This is a genomic window from Leisingera sp. S2M4, assembly GCF_055398055.1.
The window spans coordinates 515,641-541,452 of sequence record NZ_AP040862.1 but is presented as its reverse complement, the minus strand read 5'-3'; the positions used below and the strand labels follow the sequence as shown (position 1 = coordinate 541,452).

The window sequence follows — 25,812 nt, the reverse complement described above, 5'->3', positions numbered from 1 at the left end:
ATGCTGTATCCCCGGGTCAGCCTCTATGCGATGATGCTCGCCTCGGCGGGGATCCCGCTCTACATCCACCTGCCGCAGTTTGCCTCGGTGAACCTCGGGATCGGGCTGGGCGCGCTTGGCGGCATCCTGCTGGCCATCCGGCTGTTCGATTTGGTGCAGGATCCGCTGATCGGCTGGGCCATCGACCGCTGGCCGCAGATGCAGCCGTGGTTCGCGCTGGCGGCCGCTGGCGGGCTGGCGATCGGATTTCCGCTGCTGTTCGGGCTGACGGCCGGGCCGCTGGCGGTGGCGAAACTGGTGTTGGTGCTGCTCCTGCTGTTCTCGGCCTACAGTCTGGGCATGATCCTGCTGTACGGCCGCAGCGCCACGCTGGCCAAACAATCCACCCCGCGAGAACTTCTGACATTGGCCGCCTTCCGCGAAGCCGGGATGCTGAGCGGCGTGATCTTCGCGGCCATCGCACCGGCGGTTCTGGTGGCACTCGGGGCCGCAGGTCAAGGCTACGCGGTCTTTGGTCTGGTGCTTGGGGTCTTTGCCCTGTTCACCGCGGCGGCGACCCGGCCGGTCTGGAGGCGCCCGGCGGTTACCGGCCAGCCGTTGTCAGCCATGGCCCTCGCACAGGCCGGGGCGCTGCGCCTGCTGACACTCGCAGTGCTGAACAGCCTGCCAGTGGCGCTGACCTCCACCCTGTTCCTGTTCTATGTCGAAGACCACCTGCAGCTTGCGGGCTACGCCGGGCCGCTGCTGGTTCTGTTTTTCCTCTGCGCCGGGCTGAGCGTACCGCTCTGGGCGCGCCTCAGCCAGCGGATCGGGGCGAAGCAGACGCTGCTGATCGCCATGCCGCTGGCAATCGCCAGCTTTGCCGGCGCCGCGGCGCTGGGTCCGGGCAGCCTGCCGGGATTTGCCCTGATCTGCGCGGTCTCGGGCGCCACGCTTGGGGCTGACATGGTGCTGCTGCCCGCAATGTTCAGCATCGCGCTGACCCGCGCGGGCCTCAATGCCTCCGCCGCCTTCGGCATCTGGTCCTTCGCGGGCAAGCTGGCGCTGGCGCTGGCCGCCGCACTGGCGCTGCCGCTTTTGCAGCAACAGGGGTTCCGACCCGGAGCGGACAACAGCCCGCAGGCGCTGCGCGCCCTTGCCCTGTCCTATGCGGTTCTGCCCTGCATCCTGAAGACCGTCGCCTTCGCCTTTGCCCTGACCCTGCCATCCGAAAGAGCAACAGCATGAAACTCCTCACCATCTGCCTAGCAGTCCTGCTTCTTGCCACCTTTGCGCGCAGCTACCTGTTCAGCTTCCGCGCGCAGGCACCCGAGGATTATTCCGGCACCGGTCCCGATTTCGTCCTGACCAAACACCTCTCGGGCGAGATCCTCTCCGAAGGGGTGATCTTCGGTCCCGATGGCCGCATGTCCAACAGCTTCACTGCCCGCATGGTGGGGGAATGGAACGGCGACACCGGCACGCTGAGCGAGGAATTCACCTATTCAAACGGCACCAGCCAAAGCCGCAAATGGCATCTGCGGCTTGGTCCCGGAAACAGCTTCACCGCCACCGCCGATGACATCGTCGGAGAGGCGCAGGGCACGGTTTCCGGCTCCACCGTGCGCCTCAGCTACGAGATCATCCTGCCGGAACGCTCCGGCGGGCACCGGCTGACGGCCACCGACTGGCTGTACCTGACCGGGGACGGCGTCATCATGAACCGGGCCGAGATGCGCAAGTTCGGCGTCAAGGTTGCCGAGCTGGTCGCCACCATGCGGCCCGTGCAATGACCTTCACGGGCGAGGCGAAATGACCGACGAAGGCGAACCCGCTGCCGCTGGCGATCTCATCCTCATCCTGGGTGATCAGCTCAGCCGCAATATTCCTTCGCTGACGGACGCGGACCCGTCGCGCGACATCCTTCTGATGGCCGAAGTGATGGAAGAGGCCTCCTATGTCCGCCACCACAAGAAGAAGATCGCCTTTGTGTTTTCGGCCATGCGCCATTTCGCGCAGGAACTGGAAGCCGACGGCTGGCAGCTGCGCTATGTGCGGCTGGACGATCCCGGCAACTCCGGCAGCCTGACCGGCGAGATCGACCGGCTGCGCACGGACCATCCGCAGGCGCGGGTGGTGGTTACGGAGCCCGGAGAATACCGGCTGAAGTCCGCGCTGCTGGATTGGGCGGAACAGGCGGGCGCCGAACTGGACATGCGGCAGGACAGCCGCTTTCTCTGCTCCCACCAGCGGTTTCAGCAATGGGCCGAGGGGCGCAAACAGCTGCGGATGGAGTATTTCTACCGCGAAATGCGCCGCGAGACCGGGTTGCTGATGAATGGCGATCAGCCGGAGGGCGGCAGGTGGAACTTCGACGATGAGAACCGCAAGCCCGCGAGCGGTGGAATGTTCCTGCCACGCCCGCTGCAAACCACGCCCGACAGCATCACCGAGGAGGTTCTGGACCTGGTTGACGCCCGCTTTGGCGGCAATTTCGGCAGCCTGCGCCCGTTCTGGTTCACAGTGACGCGGACCGGCGCGCTGGAGGCGCTTGAAGGCTTCGTGGAACAGGCGCTGCCGGATTTCGGCGACTATCAGGACGCCATGCTGGAGGGCGAGCGGTTCCTCTACCACTCGGTCCTGTCGCATTACATCAACGCAGGCCTGCTGGAGCCGCTGGAGGTCTGCCGCCGGGTCGAGCGCGCCTATTACGAAGGCCACGCGCCGCTGAACGCGGCGGAGGGGTTCATCCGCCAGATCATCGGCTGGCGCGAGTACATGCGCGGGATCTACTGGCTCAACATGCCGGGCTATACCGAACAGAATTTCCTTGAGGCGACCCGCCCCCTGCCGGAATTCTACTGGACCGGCGAGACCGACATGGCCTGCCTGGCCGCCGCCATCACCCAGACCCGAGAAGAGGCCTATGCGCATCACATCCAGCGCCTGATGGTGACGGGCAACTTTGCCCTGCTTGCGGGGGTCGATCCGTTTCAGGTGCACGAATGGTATCTGGCGGTCTACGCCGACGCCTATGAATGGGTTGAGGCGCCGAACGTCATCGGCATGAGCCAGTTTGCCGACGGCGGCCTGCTGGGATCAAAACCCTATGCCGCCAGTGGCAATTACATCAACAAGATGTCAGATCACTGCGCCGGATGCCGCTATGACGTGAAACAGAAGACCGGCCCCGACGCCTGCCCGTTCAACCCGCTTTACTGGGACTTTCTTTTACGCAATGCGGATAAATTGAGCCAAAATCCCCGCCTGCGCCAAGTGTATCGCACGTGGGACAGGATGGCCGCCGACAAGCAGGAGGACTATCTCCGCTCCGCCAAGAACGTGTTGGAACAGCTGTTGCCTGACCACTCTGACACCTAGCGCGGCCCTTTTGCGCAGGCGCTTTCGCAGAACAAGGCCGCCCTGCAACCAAGGCGGCCTTGAATATCCGGGCAAGCGCGTCTCCTTGGCAGCCCGTGCAGTTCACATGCTGCAATCCGCGCGGCGCGGTATCAGGCTACGCCCAGGTCAGCGACCAGAGATACTTTCGGCAGAGGCGAGGCCCGGCGCGTCCGACTTGCCGCCAAGCTTGTCGCGCACCCCCGCTTCGATCCTGTCACCCGTTTCGCGGTCAATGTTGCGCCAGTATTCGAACGCACGCTCCAGCACCTTTTCGCTGACCCCGTCGCAAAGATGTCCCACCACGTTGTCGACAAGACGCGCCCGCGCGGCGTCGTCCATCACCTCGCGGACAAGCGTGCCCGCCTGGCTCCAGTCGTCATCGTCCTCGCGCAGGGTATAGGCAGCGCGCACCATGTCGCCATCCGCATGCCACAGGCCCGCCTCTGCGCCGATGTCGGGCTGCGCGGCCGGGCCACCGTAGGAATTCGGCGCATAGACCGGGTCCGAGACCTTCTCGGTCCGCCCTGCCCCATCCTTGGAATAGCTGTAGACGGGGCATTTGGGACTGTTGACCGGGATCTGCTTGTAATTCACGCCGAGCCGTGCCCGGTGCGCATCGGCGTAGGAAAAACCACGCGCCAGCAGCATCTTGTCCGGAGACAGCCCGACGCCCGACACCATGTTGTTCGGCTCGAAGGCCGCTTGCTCGATCTCGGTGTGAAAATCCGTCGGATTGCGATCAAGTGTCAACTTGCCGACCTCGATCAGCGGATAATCCGCATGCGGCCACACCTTGGTGAGGTCAAACGGGTTAATGCGATATGTCTTGGCGTCCTCATAGGGCATGATCTGCCATTTCAGCGTCCAGCTGGGGTAATTGCCATCCCGGATCGCATTGAACAGGTCACGGCGATGGTAATCCCCGTCACGTCCGGCCAGCTTGTCCGCCTCGTCCTGGCTGAGATAGGCGTTGCCGTCACCCTGATCGGTGTGGAAGTGAAATTTCACCCAGAATTTCTCACCCTCGGCATTGACCAAAGAATAGGTGTGGCTGGAATAGCCGTTCATCTCGCGCCAAGTGCGTGGGATGCCCCGGTCACCCATCAGATACGTCACCTGATGCGCGCTTTCAGGGGACAGCGTCCAGAAGTCCCACTGCATGTCATGGTCGCGCATATCGTTGTCGGCGCGACGTTTCTGGCTGCGGATGAAGTGCTGAAACTTCATCGGATCACGAATGAAGAAGATCGGGGTGTTATTGCCGACCATGTCGAAATTGCCGTCTTCGGTATACATCTTGACGGCAAAACCCCGCGGGTCGCGCCAGGTATCCGGACTGCCGCGCTCCCCCGCCACTGTGGAGAACCGCGCGAGGACCTCGCAGGACGCCCCCGGCTGAAAGATCTTGGCCTTGGTGTAGCGCGACACATCCTGTGTGGTTTCGAAACGACCGAAAGCACCACCGCCCTTTGCATGGGGTTGCCGTTCGGGGATCCGCTCGCGGTTGAAGTTCGCCATCTGCTCGAGCAGATAGTGATCGTTCAGCACGATCGGCCCATCTGGACCTACCGTGAGCGAATGCTCGTCACTTTGGACACGGATACCTGCATCGGTGGTGGTTGGCGGAACGCCCTTTTTGTCGGTCATGTCATCTTTCCCTCTGGGTTCGCTCCCCAAAGCAACGCATGATCGTACGAAGTAGTTCCCCTTCAACTTCCAGAGCCCCTGCAGCGCCCATAGACCGGCGGCGGGTCGCAGAAAGCGGTGATCCCTCTTGTGGCGATGCAAGGCGGTCGTCATCCGAGATGCGGCTTTGCGACATCGCTGCCACCGCCTGCAGTTTACGTGTTCACTTGCTGCGCAAAGACCCCTGGTTCTGCTGCAGGAACCACCGATATGTCTCCGCGATCCCCTCCTCGAGGTCGATGCTGGCTTCCCAGCCCAGCCGCGACAACCGCGACACATCCATCAATTTCCGCAACGTACCGTCCGGCTTGGTCGTGTCGAACTCCAGCTCTCCGCGGAAACCGGTGATGCGGGCGATCATTTCGGCAAGCGACCTGATGTCCAGCGATTTGCCGCTGCCAACATTGATATGTGACAGCATCGGACTGGTTTCGCGCTGGTACGTCTCCAGCGGCAGATCCATCACGAACAGCGATGCCGCCGCCATGTCGTCAACGTGCAGAAATTCCCGCTGCGGCGCGCCGCTGCCCCAGATCACGACCTTTTGGTGCCCCTGCTGAACCGCCTCGTGGAAACGACGGATCAGCCCCGGCAGCACATGCGAGTTTTCCGGGTGGAAATTGTCACCCGGTCCATAAAGGTTGGTCGGCATGACCGAGCGGTAATCGGTACCATACTGGCGGTTGTAGCTTTCACACAGCTTGATGCCTGCAATCTTTGCAATCGCGTAGGGCTCGTTTGTCGGCTCCAGCGGCCCGGACAACAGCTGCTCTTCCCGGGTCGGGGTGTCGGCCTCCTTGGGGTAGATACAGGACGATCCGAGTTGCAGAAGGCTTTGCACCCCGGCTTCATAGGCAGCGTGGATCACATTGCACTGGATCATCAGGTTTTCGTAGATGAACTGCGCCGGGTAGGTGTGGTTGGCATGAATGCCCCCCACCCGTGCCGCCGCCAGGATCACCTGGTCCGGCCGCTCCGCCCGAAAGAAGCGAAAGACCGCCTGTTGATCCGTCAGGTCCAACTCCGCGGAGTTGCGGGTGACCAGGTCCAGCGGCTCCCCCTTGGTCCGGCGCTCGGCGAGCTGGCGCATGATCGCACTGCCAACCATACCACGGTGACCCGCCACGAATATCTTCATGCGTTCAGTCCTCCAGCGAGACCGGCATCTCGTAGCCGTGCTCCTTGAGCAACGCGTGGCGGCGGGCTGTGTGCAAATCCTCGGCTATCATTTCGGCGCACATTTCCTGTGCCGTGATCTCCGGCACCCAACCCAGCTTTTCCTTCGCCTTGGTCGGGTCCCCCAACAGGGTCTCCACTTCAGCAGGGCGGAAATACCGCGGGTCGATCCGCACTATCACGTCTCCGGGTTTCAGGGCAGGCGCCCGGTCCCCCTCTATCGCGGCCACCGTTGCAATTTCCTCTACACCACTGCCAGAGAACTCCAGCATGATCCCCAGTTCCGCAGCCGCCCACTTGATGAACTGGCGCACCGTATACTGCTGTCCGGTCGCGATGACAAAATCATCCGCCGCCTCCTGCTGCAACATCATCCACTGCATGCGCACATAGTCCTTGGCGTGTCCCCAGTCGCGCAGGGCGTCAATATTGCCCATGTAAAGACAAGGCTCCAGCCCCTGCGCAATATTGGCCAGCCCGCGGGTAATCTTGCGGGTCACGAAGGTCTCGCCGCGGCGCGGGCTCTCGTGGTTGAACAGGATACCGTTGCAGGCATACATGCCATAGGCTTCCCGGTAGTTCACCGTGATCCAGTAGGCGTAGAGTTTGGCCACCGCATAGGGTGACCGGGGATAGAACGGAGTGGTTTCCCGCTGCGGGGTTTCCTGAACCAGACCATAAAGCTCGGACGTCGAGGCCTGGTAGAAGCGGGTCTTCTCCTCCAGCCCGAGAAAGCGGATTGCTTCCAGCAGGCGCAGGGTGCCGATCCCATCCACGTCAGCGGTATATTCCGGCGCCTCGAAGGACACCGCCACGTGGGATTGCGCCCCGAGGTTATATACCTCGTCCGGCTCCACCTCGCGCATGATGCGGGTCAGGTTCGAGGTGTCGGTCAGGTCCCCATAATGCAGCTTGAAGCGGGCGTGATCCGTGTGCGGGTCCTGGTAGATATGATCGATCCGCTGGGTGTTGAACGACGAGGCGCGCCGCTTGATGCCATGTACCTCATAGCCTTTTTCCAGCAACAGTTCCGCCAGATAAGACCCGTCTTGCCCGGTAACGCCTGTAATCAGAGCTTTTTTCATAGACCGTATTCCGTCGTGTTCTGTGATGTGGCTTTCACAAAGCCACCTTGGCTCGCGTCCTTTTCAGGCCGCTGCAGCGCTCATGTCTTTTGGCCGGGCAACGGAAGCAAAGACCTCCGCCACCCTCTGCGCATCGGCGCGGCCCAGATTGTGGTGGTTCGGCAAGTAGATGCCGAATTCATGAACCAGGTCCGCATTGGGCAGGATCTGTTCGCCATATTCGCGCACCCAGAAGGGATGGCGCGCGATGTTGCCACAGATCAGCGGGCGGCATTCGATCTGGTGCGCCTTCAGCGTTTCAAACACCTCCATCCGGTTTTCCACCAACGTGCCGTAGGCGAAGGACGACAGCAGCCCGGTATCGCTGCGCTGCCGGTAGTGACCAGGCAGAGCCTCTGCATAGGCGTCGAAGTTGCGCGCCCGGACGGTGCAGATGTCATCCAGCTTCTTCAGCTGCATGCGCCCGATAAAGGCCTGAAGGTCGGTGGAGCGCAGATTGAAGCCCGCATGGTAGAAGGTGTAGAAATTGCGGAATTCGTCGATCTTGTGCTGGCTTTTCAACCGCTCGCGGCGCTGCGGATCCAGGTCGCGGCTCCAGCCATGGGACCGCAGCGACAGCATCACCTGGTGCAGCTCGGCATCGTCGGTGACGACCATGCCGCCTTCGATGGTCGAGATATGATGGCCGTAGTAGAATGAAAAACTGCCCGCCGCGCCGTGGCAACCCAGCTTGCGATCCCCATAGGTGGACCCCAGCGCCTCGCAACTGTCTTCCAGCAGCAGGATGTCGTAGCGGTCGCAGATCTCCTTGATTTCCTTCATGTGATTTGCGTGGCCCAGCACATGCACCAGGATGAGCATCGACGGCGCTTCCTTGCGGCAAAGCTCCTCGAGATGGTTGAGGTCGAGGCCCAGATTGTCCGGGTCGCAGTCACAAAGTCGTACGTCAAAGCCCAGCTGCATCAGCGGCGATACCGTAGTGACCCAGCTGACGGCGGGGGCAATCACCTTGTTGTTGCGCAACCGCCCGGCTTCCTTGGCGGCGTAGATCATCAGCAAATTGGCCGAAGAGCCCGAGTTGACGAAGACCGCGTGGTTGCAGCCCATCCACTCCGCGAATTCGCGCTCGAACTCTACGGTCAGCGCATCCTTGGTCAGCCGGTTGCCGGCCAGCATCCATTCCGCCGTCGCTTCCAGCTCGGCCTGCGAAATCGTTTCCTCCGCCAGGGTCACCGGCTTTCGGGCTATCATGTTCATGCGCGTGCCTCCCGCACAGCCTGCATGGCCTTCAGTTCCACATAGTAGTGGCGCACCTCATTGTAGGCCGCCGCGATCTCGGCCTTCTTGCGCGCATCCTTGAAGGCATCGATCGTGATGCTGCCATCATGGGCGCGGAAGCTGGCCAGGGGTTCCTTGACAAAGCCCACCTTGGGGTAGCGCAGCATCGACAGCAGCGACGCAAAAATATCCGGCCCAACGCCGTGATACTCATGCCCCTGCAGCGGCAACCGCCCCTGGTACAGCGCGTCAATCAGGATTTGTTTGCGAAACACTGCGGCACCGGGCGAAATCAGCGATCCGACGATCTTTTCCTCGGCCAGATGGTTTTCAAAGACCCCCGAAGACGGCAACCAATCCAGAAACTGGGTCATCATCTGCTTGCCGCTGCTGTCGTCGACCACCTCGGCGCCGGTAAAGGCAAAGCCCACGTCACCTTTCAGCAGCGCCGCGCATTTCTCGATGAAGGTGGGGTGAATCCAGTCGTCGTCATACTGCAGATGCACATACTCTCCCGAGGCATGCAGCACCCCCTCCAGCCAGCAGAAGTGCGGGCCGAAATCGCGCTCGCGGCGCACGTAGATGATCTTGTCACCGTAGCGTTCCGCAACCTCCGGCGTAGTGTCGGTCGAACCGTGATCCACTACGATGACCTCGCAGGGATGGGTTTGCGCCAGAGCACTGTCGATGGCCTTTGGCAGCATCTCCGCCCGGTTGAAGGTCGGGATAACGATGGAAATCTGTTCAGGCATTACCTTCTCCAAGTATGTCGTGCAGGCGCGAAACATCCGCGACCAGATTGTTGCTCTGCCCCATGGGTTTGATCTTGAGTGGGAACGGCGCCAGGGACCGGGCGAAATCAGCCACCGTCATCGGCTTGCCTGAGGCCACGTTCACCACGCCTTCCGCGTTCGACAGCGCCAGCCGCACCAGATACCGCGCCGCAGCGCTGGCGGCGAGAAAATCCCTCAGACCGTCGGCGCCATACAGTTCGAACTCGGCGTCCGGATCAGCCTCGGCAAACCGCCTTTCCAGCGCCGGTCGCAGGTAGCTGCCGGTCTGGTCAGGATCGTGAATGGAAAACACGCGCCCGATGCACAGCGACCGACCCGACGCGGCGCAAATTTCCTGTGCGGCCTGTTCAGCCATCAACTTGCTCTGCCCGTAGACCGAGACCGGCTTGGTCTCCGCCGTCTCCGAAATCGGGGTTTCCCGGCTGGCGTAAACATGACTGGACGAACACAGCAGCATCCGGGCGGACGAGCCCGCAAGCGCCGACAGCAGATTGATCGTCCCGCCGACATTGACCGCATAGGCCTTGGCCGGGTTGGCGTTGACATCTGCAACCGGAACCATGGCGGCCAGGTGAATAACGAGGTCCAGCGGGCCCGCCTCTGCCAATGCCGCAGTGGTCTCCGCAAGGTTGGTCAGGTCCGCCCTGTTGCGGATCACCTCGGCCCCAGGGGCAAGCTCGGCCAGCGCGTTGAGCGCATGACGGCCGACAATGCCGCCGCTGCCCGTGATATAGATCTTTGCCGCCATTGTTACTCCGCGGCAACCGGTTGCGCGGGAAGGCCAAAGATCCTGCGGTAGCGCGCTTCCAGGCTGGCGCTCTGCTTTTCGATCTTGTTCAGCGGTCGGCGCGCGGCAAAGGCCTCCGGCTTGTTGTACCAGGAGAAATCATTGCTGAGCACGCCGTTGGCAAAGGACTTCTTGCTCAGCCCTTCCGTCTTGACGAGTTCATTGTCCTTGTGTGGCCGGAATTCCGCCTGGGCGTCCGGATCGGAGTAGTAGCGGCCAATGATCTTCGGCAGGCGTGTCAGCTTCAGTTTCTTCTGCTGCAGCAGGGTCCAGAAGATCGTATCACCAATCGACAGGATCGGCTCTCCATTGCCGAAATAGGTCGGGTACCATTTACCGACGATATCCAGATCCCAGAGCGTGGCGGCGCCGAAGGTGCCGCGCTCGCCCGATCCGCTGCCCAACCTCAGCCCTTGTTGAGGGCGCGGCGGCCAGTTCGGCACGAATTGGGTGTCTTCGATCCCCGTCACCGGAAACTCCAGCGACAGATGCTCCCGGTCGAAACAGATCAGCCAGTCGCCGCCGACCAGGGCAGACTTGGTCGTCCTCGCGGCCTCCACCAGTTCCTGCGCAGCGCCCACCGCCAGCCGGTCATCCATGTTGAGGTTCATGACATAGCGGGTCTTGGCAAGCGCCACCCCCGCAGCCCAGGCTTCGTAGATGGTCAGGGGAGCGGAAAAGGAATGCCACGGCGCGTCCAGCCAATCCGGGGCCTCATCTCCATTGTCGAAGATGTAGCAGGGTTCAACAGGGATGGACTGCGCTTTCAGGTTTTCCCAATGCGAACGCAGCAGCTCCAGCTTGTCGGTTTGCTTGTGCCAGACCGCGCAGAAAACGGTCACCAATGGGCGGTTCTCATGCGTTTCATCGGGCTGATTATGGGATACGAACTGCATTCCGTGGCTTCTCCAATTCCCTTCGCGTGGGATTCTCCCAGCTGGACTTGGAATACGGAGCAAAAAATAAGATTGAGTTAAATTGCCAAGACTGGAGCCACGGGTGACATGGGTAAAATCGTCCCCTTGATGTCAGGCTACATCAATGCGTACAGCTCTGCAGGCTCGGCTCCGCAGAAAGCCGCGCCGCGACAGGACCGCTCCTCTACCGGCGGATCGACGAGCAGCCTGACAGACACACGCCTCCCCCTCAGAACGCGCACAAAAGCCTCAGTACGACCGCCACAAATGGATCAAGTCGGCCCAAGAAACGAAGGGGTGACGGCGCTCGCGGTGGCTGCTGCCCTGCAGTCACCTTTCTGGCATTACCCGCCAAGCATTTCCGGTCTTCTGGTTATGACGCCGCCCCATCGACCTTGGCCAAAAGGTAACAGCAGGCCTCGGTGTCGAACCCTTCGACCTTGTATCCTTGGGAAAAGGCGGAAGTCATTTCTTCCCGCACCCGGAGCCGCTCGGAAATGGCCGCGTCCAGATCGGCAACCCGCAGCCTGTCCAGGTCTTTGGGAACCTCTACCGTCAAGGTCTCCCCTGCCCCGTCCGCGACAGCCGTTGCCTGCCCTTTTGCCAGCGCTTCAACGCGCGGAGCGGTCAGATGCCAGTCGACAAGCAGCCGGTCGGATGGGATGCCAGCGTTGATGCCGACCATTTCGCCGTAATAATCTTGGTAATACGTGCTGGCAGACCCGCCCAGACGGGCGATATTCAGCCCCGCGTTGATGCGGCGCAGCGGATCGAACGTCCAGCGGACCAGCGTGATACCGCGTGCGAGGCACCAGTCGCGCTGGAACCATTTCAGCTTCGCTCCCAATCCCATCCCGCGGCTGTCGGGATGCACGGCCAGCCGGTGCGAGTGCTGGATATGCGGCTGGCTGGTCGGAAAGCCGAACAGAAATCCCAGCATGCGCCCGTCCTTGAAGGCCCCCGCGACAAGCCCGCCTTCGTGCTGGATCGCAAGCATCAGATCGGAGTTGTCCGGCGGATCGTCCTTGCCCCAGACCTCTTTCTGGAACCATTCCGCGTGCTTGAGTTCAGCCACGCCGCTCAGCTCGCGCAGGAGCAGCCCTGCGTTCGGCATGTTCATGCGGTGACCTCCTCGGTGTGGTCGGTGACGGTCTCCAGATAGGCGCGGTCCAGCGTGACGCCGATGCCCGGCCCCTGCCGGGGCACCGGCATTTCACCATTGCGCGCCTCCAGCGCCTCGTTGGTGATGTCGCGTTCGAAATAACGGCTGGCGCTGGAGGTGTCGCCGGGCTTGGTGAAATTGGCGAGTGTCGCCAGGTGGATGTTGTGCGCCCGGCCGATGCCGCTTTCCAGCATGCCGCCGCACCAGACCGGCACGCCGAAGGCTGCACAGGTGTCGTGAATGGCGCGCGCCTCGGCAAAGCCGCCGACGCGACCGACTTTGATGTTGATGACCCGCGCGGCGCCTGTTTCCAGCGCCTTGCGCGCGTCGCTGGCGCTGCGGATGCTTTCATCGAGGCAGATCGCGGTCCGCAGGCTGCGTTGCACCTTGGCGTGGTCGTGGATGTCGTCATAGGCCAGCGGCTGTTCGATGTAATCCAGCCCGAAATCGTCCAGCGCCTGCAGCACCGGCAGATCCGCCAGCCCGTAGTCGGTATTGGCATCGACCGTCAGCTTGATGTCCGGGTATTCACTGCGGACCGCCTCGACGATGCGGACGTCATGGCCCTGTGCGATCTTCAGCTTGGTGCGCTTGTAGCCCTGCTCCAGCGCCGCGCCGACCCGCTCCAGCGTGGTCTCCACCGGTGCGATGCCCAGGCTCACGCCGACGTCGACATGATCGCCGGTACCGCCCAGAGCCGCCTGCAAAGGCAGTCCAAGGCTCTTGGCCCAAAGGTCCCAGAACGCCATTTCAACCACCGCCTTGGCCATGCGGTTGCCGCGCCAGGGCGACAGGATCGGCTGCAACTCATAGGGCGAGGCAAAGCGCTTGCCGACGATCTGCGGCAGCAGAACCTCACGCAGGAAGGTCATCGCGCCGGAAATGGTCTCTTCGAGGTAATCCGGCGCCGGGTCCATCACCGCTTCGGCGACGCCTTCAATGCCTTCGCCCTTCAGCACCAGCAGCGGAAAGGTCTTGGCGGTCATCGTGCCGGAAGAAATCACGAAGGGGGTCAGCAACGGCAGGCTGACGATGCGCAGCTCGGCGCTCTCGATGCGGATGCCCTGGTGCAGCGGGGCGGGCGAAATGGGGGCGTCACTGGACATATCTGAAACCTGAATAAGGGCCGGGATTACATCGCCTTGGCGATGAACCGGCGGAATTCGTCTGTTTTGGGATTGGTGAACATCTCTTCGGGCGGGCCTTGCTCAGCGATGCGGCCCTCGTGCAGAAAGACCACCTCCGAGGACACCTCGCGGGCAAAGCCCATCTCGTGGGTGACGACGATCATCGTGCGTCCCTCAGCCGCCAGGTCCTGCATCACCTTCAGAACCTCGCCCACCAGCTCGGGGTCGAGCGCCGAGGTCGGCTCGTCGAACAGGATCGCATCGGGCTCCATCGCCAGGGCGCGGGCGATCGCCACGCGCTGTTGCTGGCCGCCGGACAGCTGTGCGGGGTACATCTGCATGCGCTCCTGCAAACCAACCCGCCGCAGCAGCATTTCGGCGCGGTCGCGGGCTTCGGCCTTGCTCTCGCCCTTGACCTGGACCGGCCCTTCCATCACGTTTTCCAGCACCGTGCGGTGGGTCCACAGGTTGAACTGCTGAAACACCATGCCCAGCCGGGCGCGGATCGCCTCGATGTGGCGCGCGCTCTGCGGCTTGCCGTTCCTCACCAGGATCTCTTCGCCGTGCACGGTCACCTTGCCCGAGGTCGGCGTCTCCAGAAAATTCAGGCAGCGCAGGAAGGTCGACTTGCCCGAGCCGGAGGAGCCAAGGATGGAAATCACGTCGTGGTTCCGGGCTTCCAGCGAGATCCCCTTGAGGACCTCGACATTGCCAAAGGACTTGTGGATGTCTTCGGCCTTCACAATGGTATCCGGTGCGGTCATGCCCGTGTCTCCTTCAGGGGCTGGGCGGTGGCTTGGGAGGTATGGCGCGCGCCGATATGGCGGCTGAGGCGGCGTTCAGCCTGCCGCCAGAGCAGGACAAAAATGGCCGTGATGCAGAGGTAGATCAGCGCAGCCCAGAGATAGACCGAGAAGTCGAACGTCTTGGAAAACACCTGCCGGGTGCGGCCCATCAGGTCAAAGACGGTGACGACGCTGGCCAGGGCGCTGGCCTTCATCAGCAGGATCACCTCGTTGCCGAGCGCGGGCCAGGCAATCCGGTAGGCATGCGGGAACACCACCCGGCGCAGCGTCTTGAGCCGGCTGAGGCCGATGGCCTTGGCGGCTTCGATCTCGCCGCGCGGCACGCCCAGAATGCCGCCGCGCAGGATTTCGCTCTGATAGGCGGTGGAGTTCAGTGCAAAGGCCAGCAGCGCGCAGTTGAACGGATCGCGGAAAAAGCTCCACAGGCCCCACTCCTGCAGCAGCGGGCGAAACTGACCCGAGCCGTAGAAGATCAGGAACAGCTGCGCCAGTATCGGGGTGCCGCGCATGAACGACACATAGATCCGCAGCGGCGCCTGCGCCATCGGCGCGGCATGGACGCGGACCAGCGCAAGCACCGGGGAGACCGCAGCGGCGATCAGCGCCCCCATGAGCGTCAGCTTGATCGTCATCAGCGTGCCGTCCAGCAGCCGGGGCCAGTATTGCACCAGAATTTCAAAGGGGTTCATCTCAGGCCCTCCGGATGCCGCGGTTGGCGCGGCGTTCCATCTGCGCCAGCACCAGTTCCGACAGGACGCACATCGCCCAGTAGATCAGGCAGGCCAGCAGGTAGAAGGTGAAGGGTTGCTTGGTCACACCCACGGCGACCTTGGTCATCCGCATCAGATCATCTAGCGCAATGACGGAGACCAGCGCGGTATCCTTCAGCATGTTGATCCACAGGTTGCCCAGCCCCGGCAGGGCAAAGCGCCAGACCTGCGGCAGCTGGATGCGCAGGAATATCTGGCGGCTGCTCATGCCGATGGCCCGCCCCGCTTCCACCTGGCCCCGGTCCAGCGACTGGAACGCGCCGCGCAGCACTTCGGCTGCAAAGGCACCGAACACCATGCCAAGCGCCACCACACCGGCGGCAAACGGGCTGAAGTCGATGGGAGAGGCCTCAGGCGCCCACCAGCGCAGGGCTGCATTGATCAGCAGACCGGCACCGTTGTAGACCACGAACAGCGTCAGGATTTCGGGCAGGCCGCGCATGATGGTGGTATAGCCGAAGCCCAGAAACCGCAGCGGCCGCGCACGGGACATCGAGGCAAAGGCGGCCAGAAAGCCGATGCACAGGCCCACGGGCAAGGTGGCGATGGCCAGCTGCACCGTGATCGCCAGCCCCTGCAGGATTTCGTCCCCCCAGCCGACATCACCGTATGAGAACAGTTCAAACATGGATGACCTTTTCAGGCTGGAGGGACCAGGGAGATGCCCCGGTTACTTCATCGTGTAGACGTCGATGTCGAAGTACTTGTCATTGATCGCCTTGTAGGTGCCATCGGCGCGGATCTCGGCCAGCGCGGCGTTCAGCTTCTCGCGCAGCGCGTCATCCTCTTGGCGCACGGCAATGCCGACACCGTCGCCGACAAAGGCCGGATCGGTGATCGGCTCGCCCGCCAGTTCGCAGCAGCTGCCATCGTCGCTTTTGGTGGTCCAGTCCAGCATCGGCAGCATGTCCCCGACCTGCAGGTCGATACGGCCCGAGGCCATGTCGAGGTTGACCTCGTCCTGCGTCGGGTAGAGGCGGATGTCAGCATCCGGATAGGCCGCCTCGATATAGTCGGCCTGGGTGGTGCCCGATTGCGCGCCGATCACCATGCCGGACAGCGCCTCGTTGGTGAACTCGGTGATGTCCGAACCCTTCGGCACCACATGGGTCATCGCGGCCAGGTAATAGGGATCGGTGAAATCGACCTGTTTCTTGCGCTCTTCGGTGATGAACATCGAGGCGATGATGAAGTCGTACTTGTCGGCCAGAAGACCGGGAATGATGCCGTCCCAATCCTGCGCCACGACCTCGCAGTCCTCACCGATGCGTTTGCACAGCTCCAGCCCGATTTCCACATCGAAACCGGCGATGCTGCCGTCGGATTCGATGTAGTTGAACGGCGGATAGGCCCCTTCGGTGCCAAGGCGCAGCCCCTCGGCCGAGGCCGCCCCGGCTGTCATGGCCGCTGCCGCAAGCGCAAGGGTCACAGTCTTTTTCAGTGTCATCTTCAGTCTCCTGTCGGGTTCCAAGTTCTTGTTATTTTTCAATGGCGGACACCGGATCACCCACATGGCCGGTGAAACGGCCATAAAGGTCCGCGATGCGGTTCAGGCGTCCTTCGACCTGCGGCCCCAGCTCCATGAAGACGCCATTGATGATGAGGTTGGACAGGCTCGCCATCTGTGCGGTGGAGTCCCAGAACTGGTTGAACTGGGTCGGCACGGCAAAGACCTCGTCCGCGGCCTCATGGCCCCAGTCGCAGAACGCATCGGTGATCAGGGTGACCGGGATGTCGACCGCCTTCGCGGAGCGCGCCAGCAGCTTGGCCAGCCGCGAATACCGCCGGGCCTCGAAGATCACCAGGCAGGCGTCCTGCTCCGAGGCCAGCACCTCGGCGAAATTGCCGGCGGCCAGATCCAGCAGGGTCACCTGGTCGCGCAGATACTGCATCTGGTTAGCAAAATACTGGGCAAGCCCGCGCTCGGTCTGAAACCCGGCGACATAGACATTCTGGGTGGTGGCCAGCCGGGCGACGACAGCCTGCCATTCGGGGGAGCGGGCATATTCATAGATCTTCACCACCGCCGCGATCTCGAGCTCCATGCCTTGCGCAAGATGGCCCTCGTCATCGCGCGCGGTTTTGCGCAGCTCGTTCAGCCGGTCGCTGACCAGCCAGGGGTGATCGCCCAAATCCCCCTTCAGATGCTCCTTCAGGTCCTTGAAACTGGCGTAGCTAAGTCCGCGGCAGAAGCGCCCAACGGTGGCTTCGCTCACCCCGACCTTCGCGGCCAGGCTGGCGGCAGTCTCAAACGGCACCTGATCCAAGGTGCTCAGCATGAAATTGGCGATGGCCCGTTCGGCTTTCGAACCGGTTTCAAGCGCATGGGTCAGTTTGGAGCGGAGAGGGGCGGACAAAATTGCAGACCTTGCAGTGGAATGGGCTTCTTACGAAACTTTGCAAGAAAACTTTCACAGAGTCAACAATGTCAGAAAAACCTCCTGAAAGCGCCTTAGGGTCAGGATGCATTGATTTCCGCCGCACTCCGTGATTCATGGCTCGGAAAATGGAGCTGTGACATGAGCGATCTTTTCTGGCTGACCGACGAGCAGATGGCCAAGCTCACCCCTTTTTTCCCGAAGTCGCATGGCAAGCCTCGGGTTGATGACAAGCGGGTGCTGAGCGGAATTATCTTCATAAATCGCAATGGTTTGCGATGGCGTGACGCTCCTGCCACCTATGGTCCCTACAAGACGCTCTACAGCCGGTGGAAGCGTTGGAGCGAGAAAGGCATCTTTGCGCGGATGATGGTCGGGCTGGCTGCCGAATGCGGCGAAGAGAAGACCATGATGATCGACGCGACCTACCTGAAGGCCCACCGCACAGCGACCAGCATGGCCGCGAAAAAGGGGGGCAAAGTCGCCTGATCGGGCGAACCAAGGGCGGCATGAATACCAAACTGCATGCCATCTGCAACAGCCAAGGGCGACCGCTCAGGCTGTTCGTCACCGCTGGGCAGGTCAGCGACTACATCGGTGCGCGGGCGTTACTGAGCAGCCTACCCAAGGTGGACTGGCTGCTCGGAGATCGCGGCTATGACGCTGACTGGTTCCGAGACGCGTTGAAGGTCAAAGGGATACGCGCTTGTATCCCTGGCCGAAATCAGCGCACGGCGAAAGTGAAGTATGACAAGCGCCGATACAAACGGCGCAACCGCATCGAGATCATGTTTGGCAGGCTCAAGGACTGGCGGCGCGTGGCGACACGCTATGACCGCTGTCCCAAGGTCTTCCTTTCAGCCATCGCCCTCGCAGCAGTCGTCATCTATTGGTTATGAATCCTGACCCTAGGAAAATGGCCAGTTTAGGCTGTTAGTCTCCGCCTGCCGCGAGATGGACTTGCCGCAGGCGCTACGCTGCCGCAAGGCCGGTTGGATCGAGCAGCAACGTTTACTGAAGGTTTCTTTGGGAAGAAACGCGAGGACAGGCTGCCTAATCAATAGCCAGAGCGGCCCGGTATCGTTCCGAGGAGATCCAATTGCCGAGCCGCTCAAGAATTCCGTCAAGCGTTGCAAGCTCCTGTTCCGATAACGGTTGGGTCAGTATGGTCTCCAAACGGTCAGATAACTGACGGGCGATGCGGCGTATGTTTTGCCCTCTTGCAGTTGTTCTCAGCAGAAACACCCGCGCGTCTTCGATTGAATTCTCCCTTTCAATCAGACCGTTGCCCAAAAGGGTTCGTATAATCCTGGATGTCAGGCTGCGCTCCAGCCCCGTGGCCTTGGCGATCTCCGCAAACGTAGTGCCGGGCGTGTCGTCGATCAACCTCAAGACCCGCAACTCCCGGATGCGCAGACCCGTTTCGCGCAAGAATATCTCGTCGTTTGCACGGATCGCTTCCTGCGCCACGAGCTCGAGCCGGTAGGTCAACCTTTCGTTTTTGAAGACTTTTTTCATTTCCATCCAACTACATAATTTCTGTGCGGCGGTGCAAAAAAGGTATCGGTCGATACCCTGATTTTAAAGAGCAATATTCTTATGCTCCAATCAGTTTGCAGATTTAATCTCAAACAACAACCATCTCATCATGAGATATAAAGGGGATCCGACGCATGTTTTCAGAGTGGTACAGCATCCAGAAGCCCACTTCCGAGAGCTGGCTGCACCATCTCCACAGCCACCCCGAGACCGGTTTTAGAGAAACCAGAACCGCTGCCTTCGTCGCCAGTCGGCTAGCGGAATTCGGTTATGAAGTTGCCACCGGGCTTGGCGGGACTGGTGTCGTCGGAACCCTTCACGGCGCAGGCGCAAGTGCTGCAGCGCCAGGCCGCCGCATCGGCTTCCGTGCCGAGCTGGATGCGCTGCCAATGGCAGAGGAAGCCGATGTGCCTTACCGTTCCAAGGTCAAGGGGCGGTTCCACGGCTGCGGCCATGACGGTCACACCGTCACTGCGCTGACTGCGGCAGCCTATCTGGCACACAACCCAGATTTCGGCGGCACCGTGCATTTCATCTTCCAGCCAGCCGAGGAACTGCTGACCGGCGCCCGCGCGATGCTGGCCGACGGCCTATTCGAACGCTTCCCCTGTGACGAGATTTACGCTCTGCACAACCTGCCCGGCCTGGCTGCCGGCCATGTTGGCATCCCCTCTGCTGCAGCAATGGCGTCAGCAGACAACATCGACGTCACCATTCGCGCCAATGGCGCCCACGGATCAATGCCACATACCGGCGAGGACGCTATCGCGGCGGCCGCAGCTTTTATTGGCATGGTACAGCAAACCTCGACCCGGATCATCGATGCGCGGGAAGCCGGTGTGATTTCCTTTGGCGTCCTTAGCGGGGGCACGGTTCGCAATGTGCTGCCTGCCGAAGTCTGGGTTGAAGGTACAATGCGCAGCAACGCACAGGATGTGCGGGACAGGCTTGCGACACTGCTAAAGGAAGCCGCCGCTGCTACCGAGAGCCTTTACGGCGTGGAGGTAGATCTGCAGGTCACCGAAATTGCTCCTGTAACTCGAAACAATGACGACGCGGCCGCCGCAGTGGCGGCTTCTGCCAGACGAGTCGCCGGTGCGGAGAAGGTCGTCCTAGGCGCGCGCAGCCTGATGGCCTCCGAGGACTTTTCTGAGTTTCTGAACCAAGTGCCGGGCAGCTACTTTTTCATCGGCCAGAATGGACGGGCGCCGCATCACCCAGAGTTCGTTTTTGACCCGGAAATCATTCCCCTAGGCGCTGCGATATTTGCTGATTTGGCCCGATCACGGACCAGCAGCTGACCCAGACCAAATCCGCACACATGAAGAGACACGATTATTTTCCAAGGGAGGAAACAAATGATCAACCCAGCTAGAAATTTGCTTGTAGGTGCCATCGCCGCAACCGCAGTCCTGAGCGCCACCACCCAATCCGCCGACGCGGAGACACTGACGCTGTCATCCTGGGTTCCGCCAACGCATTTTGTGCATACCGACTTTCTCGTGCCCTTTACCGAAAAGGTCGCCGAGGTCACGGAAGGCCGTGTCACCGTGACCATCCTACCCGCGCCGCTGGCTAGCCCGCCGCAGCACTGGGAACTGGCCCGCAATGGTGTCGCCGACATCACTTGGGGCAATTTCACTTACGAGCCAGAGCGCTTCGTCCCGCTGTGGTTCGCAGAATTTCCCAACGCCGGCACCGATGCAGAGGCACAAAGCCGCGCGCTTTGGCAAACTTACGAGAAATACCTGGCCAGCAACCCTGCCTTCGACGGTGTGAAAATGCTGGCAGTGGGCATGTTCGGCGGCGGCCAGCTGCACCACGGAAGCTCAGCAGTTACCACGCCGGTTGAAGTGGCCGGTCAGAAATTCCGTATGGGAGGCCCGATCCAGGAAGAACTGCTAAGCGAACTGGGAGCGGTTCCGGTCGCAGCACCCGCCACCAAAGCGTATGAAATGCTGGAAAGCGGTGTCATCGACGGGTCGCTGCACACGATGGAATCTGTGATCAACTTCCGCCTCGAAAACAGCCTCAAATATCATACCGTCTTTCCCGATGGCTTTTACGACGCGACCTTCTTCGTCATCATGAATGGCGCCAAATGGGACCGGCTCAGCGACGCCGACAGAGCTGCGATCGAAACAATCACCGGTGAAACCTTGTCAGCAGCTTGGGGCAAGAACTTCGATCAGCAGAACCCAGCCGCCAGGGAAAAGCTGGCCGCTCTAGGTCACGAGATTGCTGAAGCCTCGCCCGAGCTGATTGCTGCGGTGAACAGTATCTATGAAGTGATGGTATGGGAGTGGACCGAAAAGGCAAAGGCATCCGGCGTAGAAGACCCGGAAGCTATGCTCTCTTTCTACAAAGAGACCTACACCGAACTGGCCACAGAATAACGCTCTTCGGCAAACCACCCGGGGACGGTTCCACCGTCCCCTCTCTACTAAAGGAGGCCGTAATATGCGTACTCTATCTCTGAAAATTCGCCGCGCGGTAGAAATGGCAATGGCCCTGTTTCTGCTCGCCATGGTGGCTCTCACTTTCGTTGATGTGATTGGCCGACGACTGTTCGGTGAACCTGTTTACGGTGCAAATGACATTACCGAGCATCTGATGGCACTGGTTGTCTTCGCCGGTCTTCCATTGGTGACAGCTGCAGGGGCGCACCTTACAATCGACCTTCTGGACAAACTGTTGGACCGCCCTGAGTTGGCATGGTGGCGTACTCTAATCGGGCTCCTGGTCGCAAGCGTGTTCGGCGTGATGGCCTGGCTGTTCATAAAACACGGCCTCAATGCAATGCAAATATCTGAAGTCAGCCAAGCGCTTCGGATACCGCGCGCACCGCTTTACTTCTTCATTGCCCTAAGCTGCGCACTGTCTGCATTGGCCTCACTTGCCGTCGTCTTCGACAGTACTTTGGCCGACGCTAAAAATACACAAAAGGAAGAAGTTCTGTGATTGCCGGTTCTCTGTCCATGGCTGCGGCCATCCTGCTGGCCTTCCTCAGGATCCCGCTAGCCTTTTCTCTTATCGCTGTTTCAGTCGTTGGTATCGGGTTGGCAATCAATTGGCACATTGCGCTGCAGCTGGTGCCGCTGACGATCTCAGACGCGGTACTGTCCTATGACCTTGCTGTGGTGCCTATGTTCATCCTGATGGGCAACGTCATTTCCAAGACCGGGATCGCCCACGATCTGTTCCGCGCCGCCTATGCCTTTGTGGGCAACGTGCGCGGCGGGCTGGCGCTTTCCGCCATGGCCGCCTGCTCCGGCTTCTCAGCGGTCTGCGGCTCTAGTTATGCCACCGCCGCCACCATGGCTAAGGTATCCTACCCGAGCATGAAAAAATACGGCTACTCAGACGAGTTGGCGGCCGGCACCATTGCCGCCGGCGGCACGCTCGGCATCCTGATCCCCCCCTCGATCATCATGGTGGTCTACGGAATTCTGACACAGACCAACATCGGCGACTTGTTCATTGCCGGAGTTGTACCGGGGCTGATCGGTCTGGCGGCCTATATGGTGGCGATCCGAATTATCGCCGCATTGAATCCAAGCCATGCGCCGCGCGGGGAGAGCACCCCCTGGCCGGAAAAGATCCGGGCGCTGTCGGGCGTCTGGCCTTTCCTGCTGCTATTCGGGCTGATCATCGGCGGGCTGTATGCCAGACTCTTCACCCCCACCGAGGCCGCAGGTATGGGAGCCGGTCTTGCCATCCTGATCGCGGCTTTTCACGGACGGCTAGGTTGGAGCGTACTGCGCACCATTATCATTGATACCGCCTATACCTCGGTATCTCTCTATACTGTCTTGTTCGGCGCTCTGATGCTCTCAAAGCTGCTTACCCTGTCCGGGCTTGCCGCAGGTGTACTCGGACTGGTGGAGGCAAGCGGGCTCGAAGGCATCGCGCTGATTTTCGTAATCATGGCGGTGTTCTTAGTGCTGGGCTGCGTGATGGACTCAATGGCCATCATTCTGATCTTCGTGCCGCTGTTCGCACCGGTGGTGGTTTCCCAAGGCTTTGACCTGGTCTGGTTCGGCATCATTGTGATCGTGGTGACCGAAATCGCCCTTGTCACACCGCCCGTCGGTATGAACGTCTTTGTTCTCAAGGCAGTGTTACCGGAAGTACCGGTCGTCAAAATCTTCAAAGGATTGGTGCCCTTCATCATCGCCGACGTAGCCAGGCTTGCCCTGCTAATCGCCTTCCCTGCCCTCACCCTTTGGTTGGGAAGCACGGTGGGATAACCCTCCCCCGTTCAGGCGTCCATTGCCTGGACGGGACGTTTTTTTGGCAGCTCTCGCGGCCCGCCCGCCGCGTTTGCAGCAATTCAGCCCGAGGAACTTGGGTCTCTGCACAGCGCGAACAGCCCCGCACGCGAATTGATCCCCAGCTTGGCGTAGGCACGTTTGCGATAGGTGATCACCGTGTTGGGGGCGACCTCCAGTTCCGCCGCGATCACCTCCGCCTTTTGTCCCGCGAGGATCCCTAGGCAAACCGCACGCTCCCGCTCACTCAAAGCGTCCAGAGCAGGCGGTGTGGCGCTATCGGCGACACGCTCGAAATGCATCAGCGCCAGCCGACCAGCAATGCGCGCAAGCTCCGCATCGGCCTCCGGCTGCGCGCCACCGGTCTGATATAGGCTGACAAACAGCTTCAACCGCTCTCCGGCGGCCAACACCGTGGTCTTCGCTCGCAGTCCCGGCTCATCAAAGAAAATCCGTCGGTAATCGCTGCCCATTGCGCCGGTCGCCGCCTCCAGCCGCTGTAGCCGGACGCTCCCCGGCTGCAGCTGCATCAGTTCCGGCAGCAGTGGATCCTGCAGATACCAGCCATCCAGATATTGCGCTGACAGTTCTTCGGCCAGCACGGCGTTGCGGTAATGGCGCGAAAACAGGCAGCGCGCATCCCGTTCAGTGATTGCAAACACCATCACTTGATCGGCCCCCAGCGTTTCCATGAACTCTGAAAACGCCGACGCAAAGCCGCCACTGCCCAGCAGCGCAAGACACGTATTGATATGCCGAATACAGGAAGCCATCGCCCCAAACTATCATGTCCCCCCTCATGGAGGACAGACAGGACATCAGCCCGGCAGCTATATTTTTCCCGCACAAGGAGGAACTTACGTATGAGACCGGCAGGCCGCGGCGACACTGAATCGCTCTACTTCACATACCCGCATTTCGATCCGCCCGCAGACCGCAGCCATCTTGGAACTGAAACCCCGGTCGCAATCGTGGGTGCCGGTCCTGTGGGCATGACAGCAGCACTTGCCCTTGCCCGCCACGGTGTGCGCTCGGTGCTGTTTGATGCCAAATCCACCTTCAACGACGGCAGCCGCGCCATCTGTGTCGCCCGCCACAGTTTTCGCATCTTCGAGCGCATCGGCGCAGTGGCGCCTTTTCTGGAAAAAGCACTGCCCTGGACTACGGGGCGGAGTTTCTACCGTGGCCGCCAGATCCTCGAGTTCGACATGCCCGACAGCCCGGCAGAGAAATACCGGCCCATGTACAACATCCAGCAGCAATATATCGAGCAGTATCTGTGGAACGCCATCGCCCGCGAGCCACTGATCGAAGCGCGCTGGCAAAGCCGGGTCACCGGAGCCAGCGACACCTGCGACGGCGTCGCCCTAACGATTGAGGATCCGCGCGGCACCTATACGATCAGCGCAGCTTGGGTGCTGGCCGCGGACGGTGCCCGCAGCGCCATCCGCAAGCTGCGCGGACTGCGCCTGAAGGGCGAGAACTACGAGGGCCGCTATGTCATCGCCGATGTGAAGATGCAGAACGACTATCCCACCATCCGCCGCGCCCTTTTCGATCCAGACTGCCGCCGCGGTGGCACCGTTCTGGTCCACAAACAGCCGGATGACATCTGGCGCATAGACTACCAGCTGCGCGACGGCGAGGACGAGGCGGAGGCCACTCGCGAGGAAACCGTGCGCGCCTCGGTCAGCGCGGTGCTGCGGGACATCGGCCATGACAGCGGCTGGGAGCTGGAATGGTGGAGTGTCTATTCCGCCAACACGCTGGCGCTGGATGATTACCGCGACGGCCGGGTGTTCTTTATCGGCGACAGCGCCCATATCGTGCCGATCTTCGGCGTGCGCGGGCTGAACAATGGCCTGGCAGATGCTTATGACATCGCCTGGAAACTGGCCTGGGTGCTGCGGGACAAGGCTAGCGCTGCGCTTTTAGACAGTTACACGCCGGAACGCCGCGGCGCGACTCTCGATGTATTTGCCAATGCCTCAAAATCCGCCCGCTTCATGACACCGCCCAGCCCCGGCTGTGAGCTGATGCGCGACGCCGCGCTGAACCTCGCGCTCAGCCATCCCTTCGCGGGCGAGCTTGCCAACCCGCGGCAGATGACCCCCTACAGCTATGCCGCCAGCCCCGCCGTCCAGGCCGACGATCCGGGGTTCGCCGACGGCCCCCGCCCCGGTGAGGCGCTGCCCGACGCCCGCACGGCAGACGGGTTTCTCTCCGACCTTCTGGGACCCGGGTTCAGCCTCGTCACCTTTGACAATGAGCTGGCCGGGACGGCCGCGGACCTCGGCCTGACCCATATCGTGCTGCCGCCCGGCTCCGAAGCCGCCAGGCTTCTTTCTGCCACTGCGGGCAGCGCCTATCTGATCCGCCCCGATACCCATATCGCCGCCCGCTGGCGCCAGGCAACGCCTGATGCGCTGCGGCACGCCTTCAGCCGTGCCACCGCAGGAGAACCCGAATGAAATCTGCCGACCTTGAAGCCGTCTATGAAGCCCTGGCCCGTGCGCTGGACGCCGCAGGCCAAGAGCAGCACACGGTGCTGCTGGCAAAACTGGTGCTTATGCTGGCCCACGATTTGGATGACCCGGACCTGGTCAGCCGCCGCATCGGCGAGGCGGGCCAGAACCTCGGCCCCTAGGCCGGATA

26 protein-coding genes are annotated in these 25,812 nt (G+C 61.4%); 10 read left to right on the top strand and 16 right to left on the bottom strand.

Annotated elements, in window-relative coordinates; translation table 11 throughout:
- The 3 genes from ACZ52D_RS18780 to ACZ52D_RS18770 are packed head-to-tail and all read left to right on the top strand — an operon-like array spanning position 1 to position 3,360.
- Entirely contained in the window at positions 1–1,227 is a 1,227-nt protein-coding gene (locus tag ACZ52D_RS18780) for an MFS transporter (protein ID WP_464443343.1), read from the top strand.
- Positions 1,224–1,772 (top strand): DUF3833 family protein, encoded by a 549-nt coding sequence (locus ACZ52D_RS18775; protein ID WP_464443342.1) that lies wholly within the window; start codon positions 1,224–1,226, stop codon positions 1,770–1,772. Before ACZ52D_RS18780 ends, ACZ52D_RS18775 begins: the two co-directional genes overlap by 4 nt.
- A gap of 19 nt (positions 1,773–1,791) precedes the next feature.
- Positions 1,792–3,360: a cryptochrome/photolyase family protein gene (locus ACZ52D_RS18770; protein ID WP_464443341.1), complete on the top strand. Its 1,569-nt coding sequence runs from the start codon at positions 1,792–1,794 to the stop codon at positions 3,358–3,360.
- A gap of 147 nt (positions 3,361–3,507) precedes the next feature.
- On the opposite strand, the gene ACZ52D_RS18765 is transcribed toward ACZ52D_RS18770, so the two are convergent.
- The 14 genes from ACZ52D_RS18765 to ACZ52D_RS18700 all read right to left on the bottom strand — a co-directional run bounded on the left by ACZ52D_RS18765 (position 3,508) and on the right by ACZ52D_RS18700 (position 17,326).
- Positions 3,508–5,028 (bottom strand): catalase, encoded by a 1,521-nt coding sequence (locus tag ACZ52D_RS18765; protein ID WP_464443340.1) that lies wholly within the window; start codon positions 5,026–5,028, stop codon positions 3,508–3,510.
- Positions 5,029–5,230: 202 nt separating this feature from the next.
- On the bottom strand, positions 5,231–6,205 hold the full coding sequence (gene fcl, locus ACZ52D_RS18760) for a GDP-L-fucose synthase (RefSeq protein ID WP_464443339.1): 975 nt from the start codon (positions 6,203–6,205) through the stop codon (positions 5,231–5,233).
- 4 nt (positions 6,206–6,209) lie between these two features.
- The gene (gene gmd, locus ACZ52D_RS18755) at positions 6,210–7,328 is read right to left on the bottom strand and encodes a GDP-mannose 4,6-dehydratase (RefSeq protein ID WP_464443338.1); all 1,119 of its coding nucleotides are present in this window, start codon (positions 7,326–7,328) and stop codon (positions 6,210–6,212) included.
- 63 nt (positions 7,329–7,391) lie between these two features.
- Entirely contained in the window at positions 7,392–8,585 is a 1,194-nt protein-coding gene (locus ACZ52D_RS18750; protein ID WP_464443337.1) for a DegT/DnrJ/EryC1/StrS family aminotransferase, read from the bottom strand.
- Positions 8,582–9,358: a glycosyltransferase family 2 protein gene (locus ACZ52D_RS18745; RefSeq protein ID WP_369924925.1), complete on the bottom strand. Its 777-nt coding sequence runs from the start codon at positions 9,356–9,358 to the stop codon at positions 8,582–8,584. The genes ACZ52D_RS18750 and ACZ52D_RS18745 overlap by 4 nt, the downstream gene beginning before the upstream one ends.
- Positions 9,351–10,148 (bottom strand): NAD-dependent epimerase/dehydratase family protein, encoded by a 798-nt coding sequence (locus ACZ52D_RS18740; RefSeq protein ID WP_464443336.1) that lies wholly within the window; start codon positions 10,146–10,148, stop codon positions 9,351–9,353. The genes ACZ52D_RS18745 and ACZ52D_RS18740 overlap by 8 nt, the downstream gene beginning before the upstream one ends.
- Positions 10,149–10,150: 2 nt before the next feature.
- Positions 10,151–11,083, bottom strand: coding sequence for a glycosyltransferase family 2 protein (locus ACZ52D_RS18735; protein ID WP_464443335.1), 933 nt, complete (start codon positions 11,081–11,083; stop codon positions 10,151–10,153).
- A 394-nt stretch (positions 11,084–11,477) separates the two neighbouring features.
- Positions 11,478–12,224 carry a GNAT family N-acetyltransferase gene (locus tag ACZ52D_RS18730; RefSeq protein WP_464443334.1) on the bottom strand — a complete coding sequence of 249 codons (747 nt, stop codon included), beginning with the start codon at positions 12,222–12,224 and terminating at the stop codon, positions 11,478–11,480.
- Positions 12,221–13,372, bottom strand: a complete 1,152-nt coding sequence (gene menC / locus ACZ52D_RS18725) for an o-succinylbenzoate synthase (RefSeq protein WP_464443333.1) — start codon at positions 13,370–13,372, stop codon at positions 12,221–12,223. The genes ACZ52D_RS18730 and menC overlap by 4 nt, the downstream gene beginning before the upstream one ends.
- A 26-nt stretch (positions 13,373–13,398) precedes the next feature.
- Positions 13,399–14,157: an ABC transporter ATP-binding protein gene (locus tag ACZ52D_RS18720; protein ID WP_464443332.1), complete on the bottom strand. Its 759-nt coding sequence runs from the start codon at positions 14,155–14,157 to the stop codon at positions 13,399–13,401.
- Positions 14,154–14,888, bottom strand: a complete 735-nt coding sequence (locus ACZ52D_RS18715; RefSeq protein ID WP_464443331.1) for an ABC transporter permease — start codon at positions 14,886–14,888, stop codon at positions 14,154–14,156. The genes ACZ52D_RS18720 and ACZ52D_RS18715 overlap by 4 nt, the downstream gene beginning before the upstream one ends.
- 1 nt (position 14,889) lies before the next feature.
- Positions 14,890–15,597 (bottom strand): ABC transporter permease, encoded by a 708-nt coding sequence (locus ACZ52D_RS18710; protein WP_464443330.1) that lies wholly within the window; start codon positions 15,595–15,597, stop codon positions 14,890–14,892.
- 42 nt (positions 15,598–15,639) lie between these two features.
- Positions 15,640–16,416 carry an ABC transporter substrate-binding protein gene (locus ACZ52D_RS18705; protein WP_222454185.1) on the bottom strand — a complete coding sequence of 259 codons (777 nt, stop codon included), beginning with the start codon at positions 16,414–16,416 and terminating at the stop codon, positions 15,640–15,642.
- Positions 16,417–16,447: 31 nt separating this feature from the next.
- Positions 16,448–17,326, bottom strand: coding sequence for a MurR/RpiR family transcriptional regulator (locus tag ACZ52D_RS18700; protein WP_464443329.1), 879 nt, complete (start codon positions 17,324–17,326; stop codon positions 16,448–16,450).
- 162 nt (positions 17,327–17,488) lie between these two features.
- On the opposite strand from ACZ52D_RS18700, the gene ACZ52D_RS18695 reads away from it, so the two are divergent.
- Positions 17,489–18,246 (top strand): IS5 family transposase gene (locus ACZ52D_RS18695; RefSeq protein ID WP_464443328.1). Its coding sequence is split into 2 segments (ribosomal slippage): positions 17,489–17,828 and positions 17,828–18,246, totalling 759 coding nucleotides; the frame shifts between segments, so codons are not numbered across the junction.
- A gap of 154 nt (positions 18,247–18,400) precedes the next feature.
- Here ACZ52D_RS18695 and ACZ52D_RS18690 read toward each other — a convergent pair.
- Positions 18,401–18,865, bottom strand: a complete 465-nt coding sequence (locus ACZ52D_RS18690; RefSeq protein WP_464443327.1) for a MarR family winged helix-turn-helix transcriptional regulator — start codon at positions 18,863–18,865, stop codon at positions 18,401–18,403.
- Positions 18,866–19,020: 155 nt separating this feature from the next.
- Between ACZ52D_RS18690 and ACZ52D_RS18685 the strand changes: the two genes are divergently transcribed.
- The 4 genes from ACZ52D_RS18685 to ACZ52D_RS18670 all read left to right on the top strand — a co-directional run bounded on the left by ACZ52D_RS18685 (position 19,021) and on the right by ACZ52D_RS18670 (position 23,136).
- Positions 19,021–20,187, top strand: a complete 1,167-nt coding sequence (locus ACZ52D_RS18685; protein ID WP_464443326.1) for an amidohydrolase — start codon at positions 19,021–19,023, stop codon at positions 20,185–20,187.
- Between the two features lie 57 nt (positions 20,188–20,244).
- The gene (locus tag ACZ52D_RS18680) at positions 20,245–21,282 is read left to right on the top strand and encodes a TRAP transporter substrate-binding protein (RefSeq protein ID WP_464443325.1); all 1,038 of its coding nucleotides are present in this window, start codon (positions 20,245–20,247) and stop codon (positions 21,280–21,282) included.
- 64 nt (positions 21,283–21,346) lie between these two features.
- A complete protein-coding gene (locus tag ACZ52D_RS18675) occupies positions 21,347–21,847 on the top strand; it encodes a TRAP transporter small permease (RefSeq protein WP_464443324.1) in 501 nt (166 codons plus the stop codon).
- On the top strand, positions 21,844–23,136 hold the full coding sequence (locus tag ACZ52D_RS18670) for a TRAP transporter large permease (protein ID WP_464443323.1): 1,293 nt from the start codon (positions 21,844–21,846) through the stop codon (positions 23,134–23,136). The genes ACZ52D_RS18675 and ACZ52D_RS18670 overlap by 4 nt, the downstream gene beginning before the upstream one ends.
- 83 nt (positions 23,137–23,219) lie before the next feature.
- Here ACZ52D_RS18670 and ACZ52D_RS18665 read toward each other — a convergent pair whose 3' ends face one another.
- Positions 23,220–23,930, bottom strand: a complete 711-nt coding sequence (locus tag ACZ52D_RS18665) for a helix-turn-helix transcriptional regulator (RefSeq protein WP_417476160.1) — start codon at positions 23,928–23,930, stop codon at positions 23,220–23,222.
- 90 nt (positions 23,931–24,020) lie between these two features.
- Here ACZ52D_RS18665 and ACZ52D_RS18660 point away from each other — a divergent pair, with 90 nt between their 5' ends.
- Together ACZ52D_RS18660 and ACZ52D_RS18655 are read left to right on the top strand one after the other, a co-directional pair.
- Positions 24,021–25,628 carry an FAD-dependent monooxygenase gene (locus ACZ52D_RS18660; protein WP_464443322.1) on the top strand — a complete coding sequence of 536 codons (1,608 nt, stop codon included), beginning with the start codon at positions 24,021–24,023 and terminating at the stop codon, positions 25,626–25,628.
- Positions 25,625–25,804, top strand: a complete 180-nt coding sequence (locus tag ACZ52D_RS18655) for a hypothetical protein (protein WP_417476156.1) — start codon at positions 25,625–25,627, stop codon at positions 25,802–25,804. Before ACZ52D_RS18660 ends, ACZ52D_RS18655 begins: the two co-directional genes overlap by 4 nt.
- The last annotated feature ends 8 nt before the right edge of the window (positions 25,805–25,812 follow it).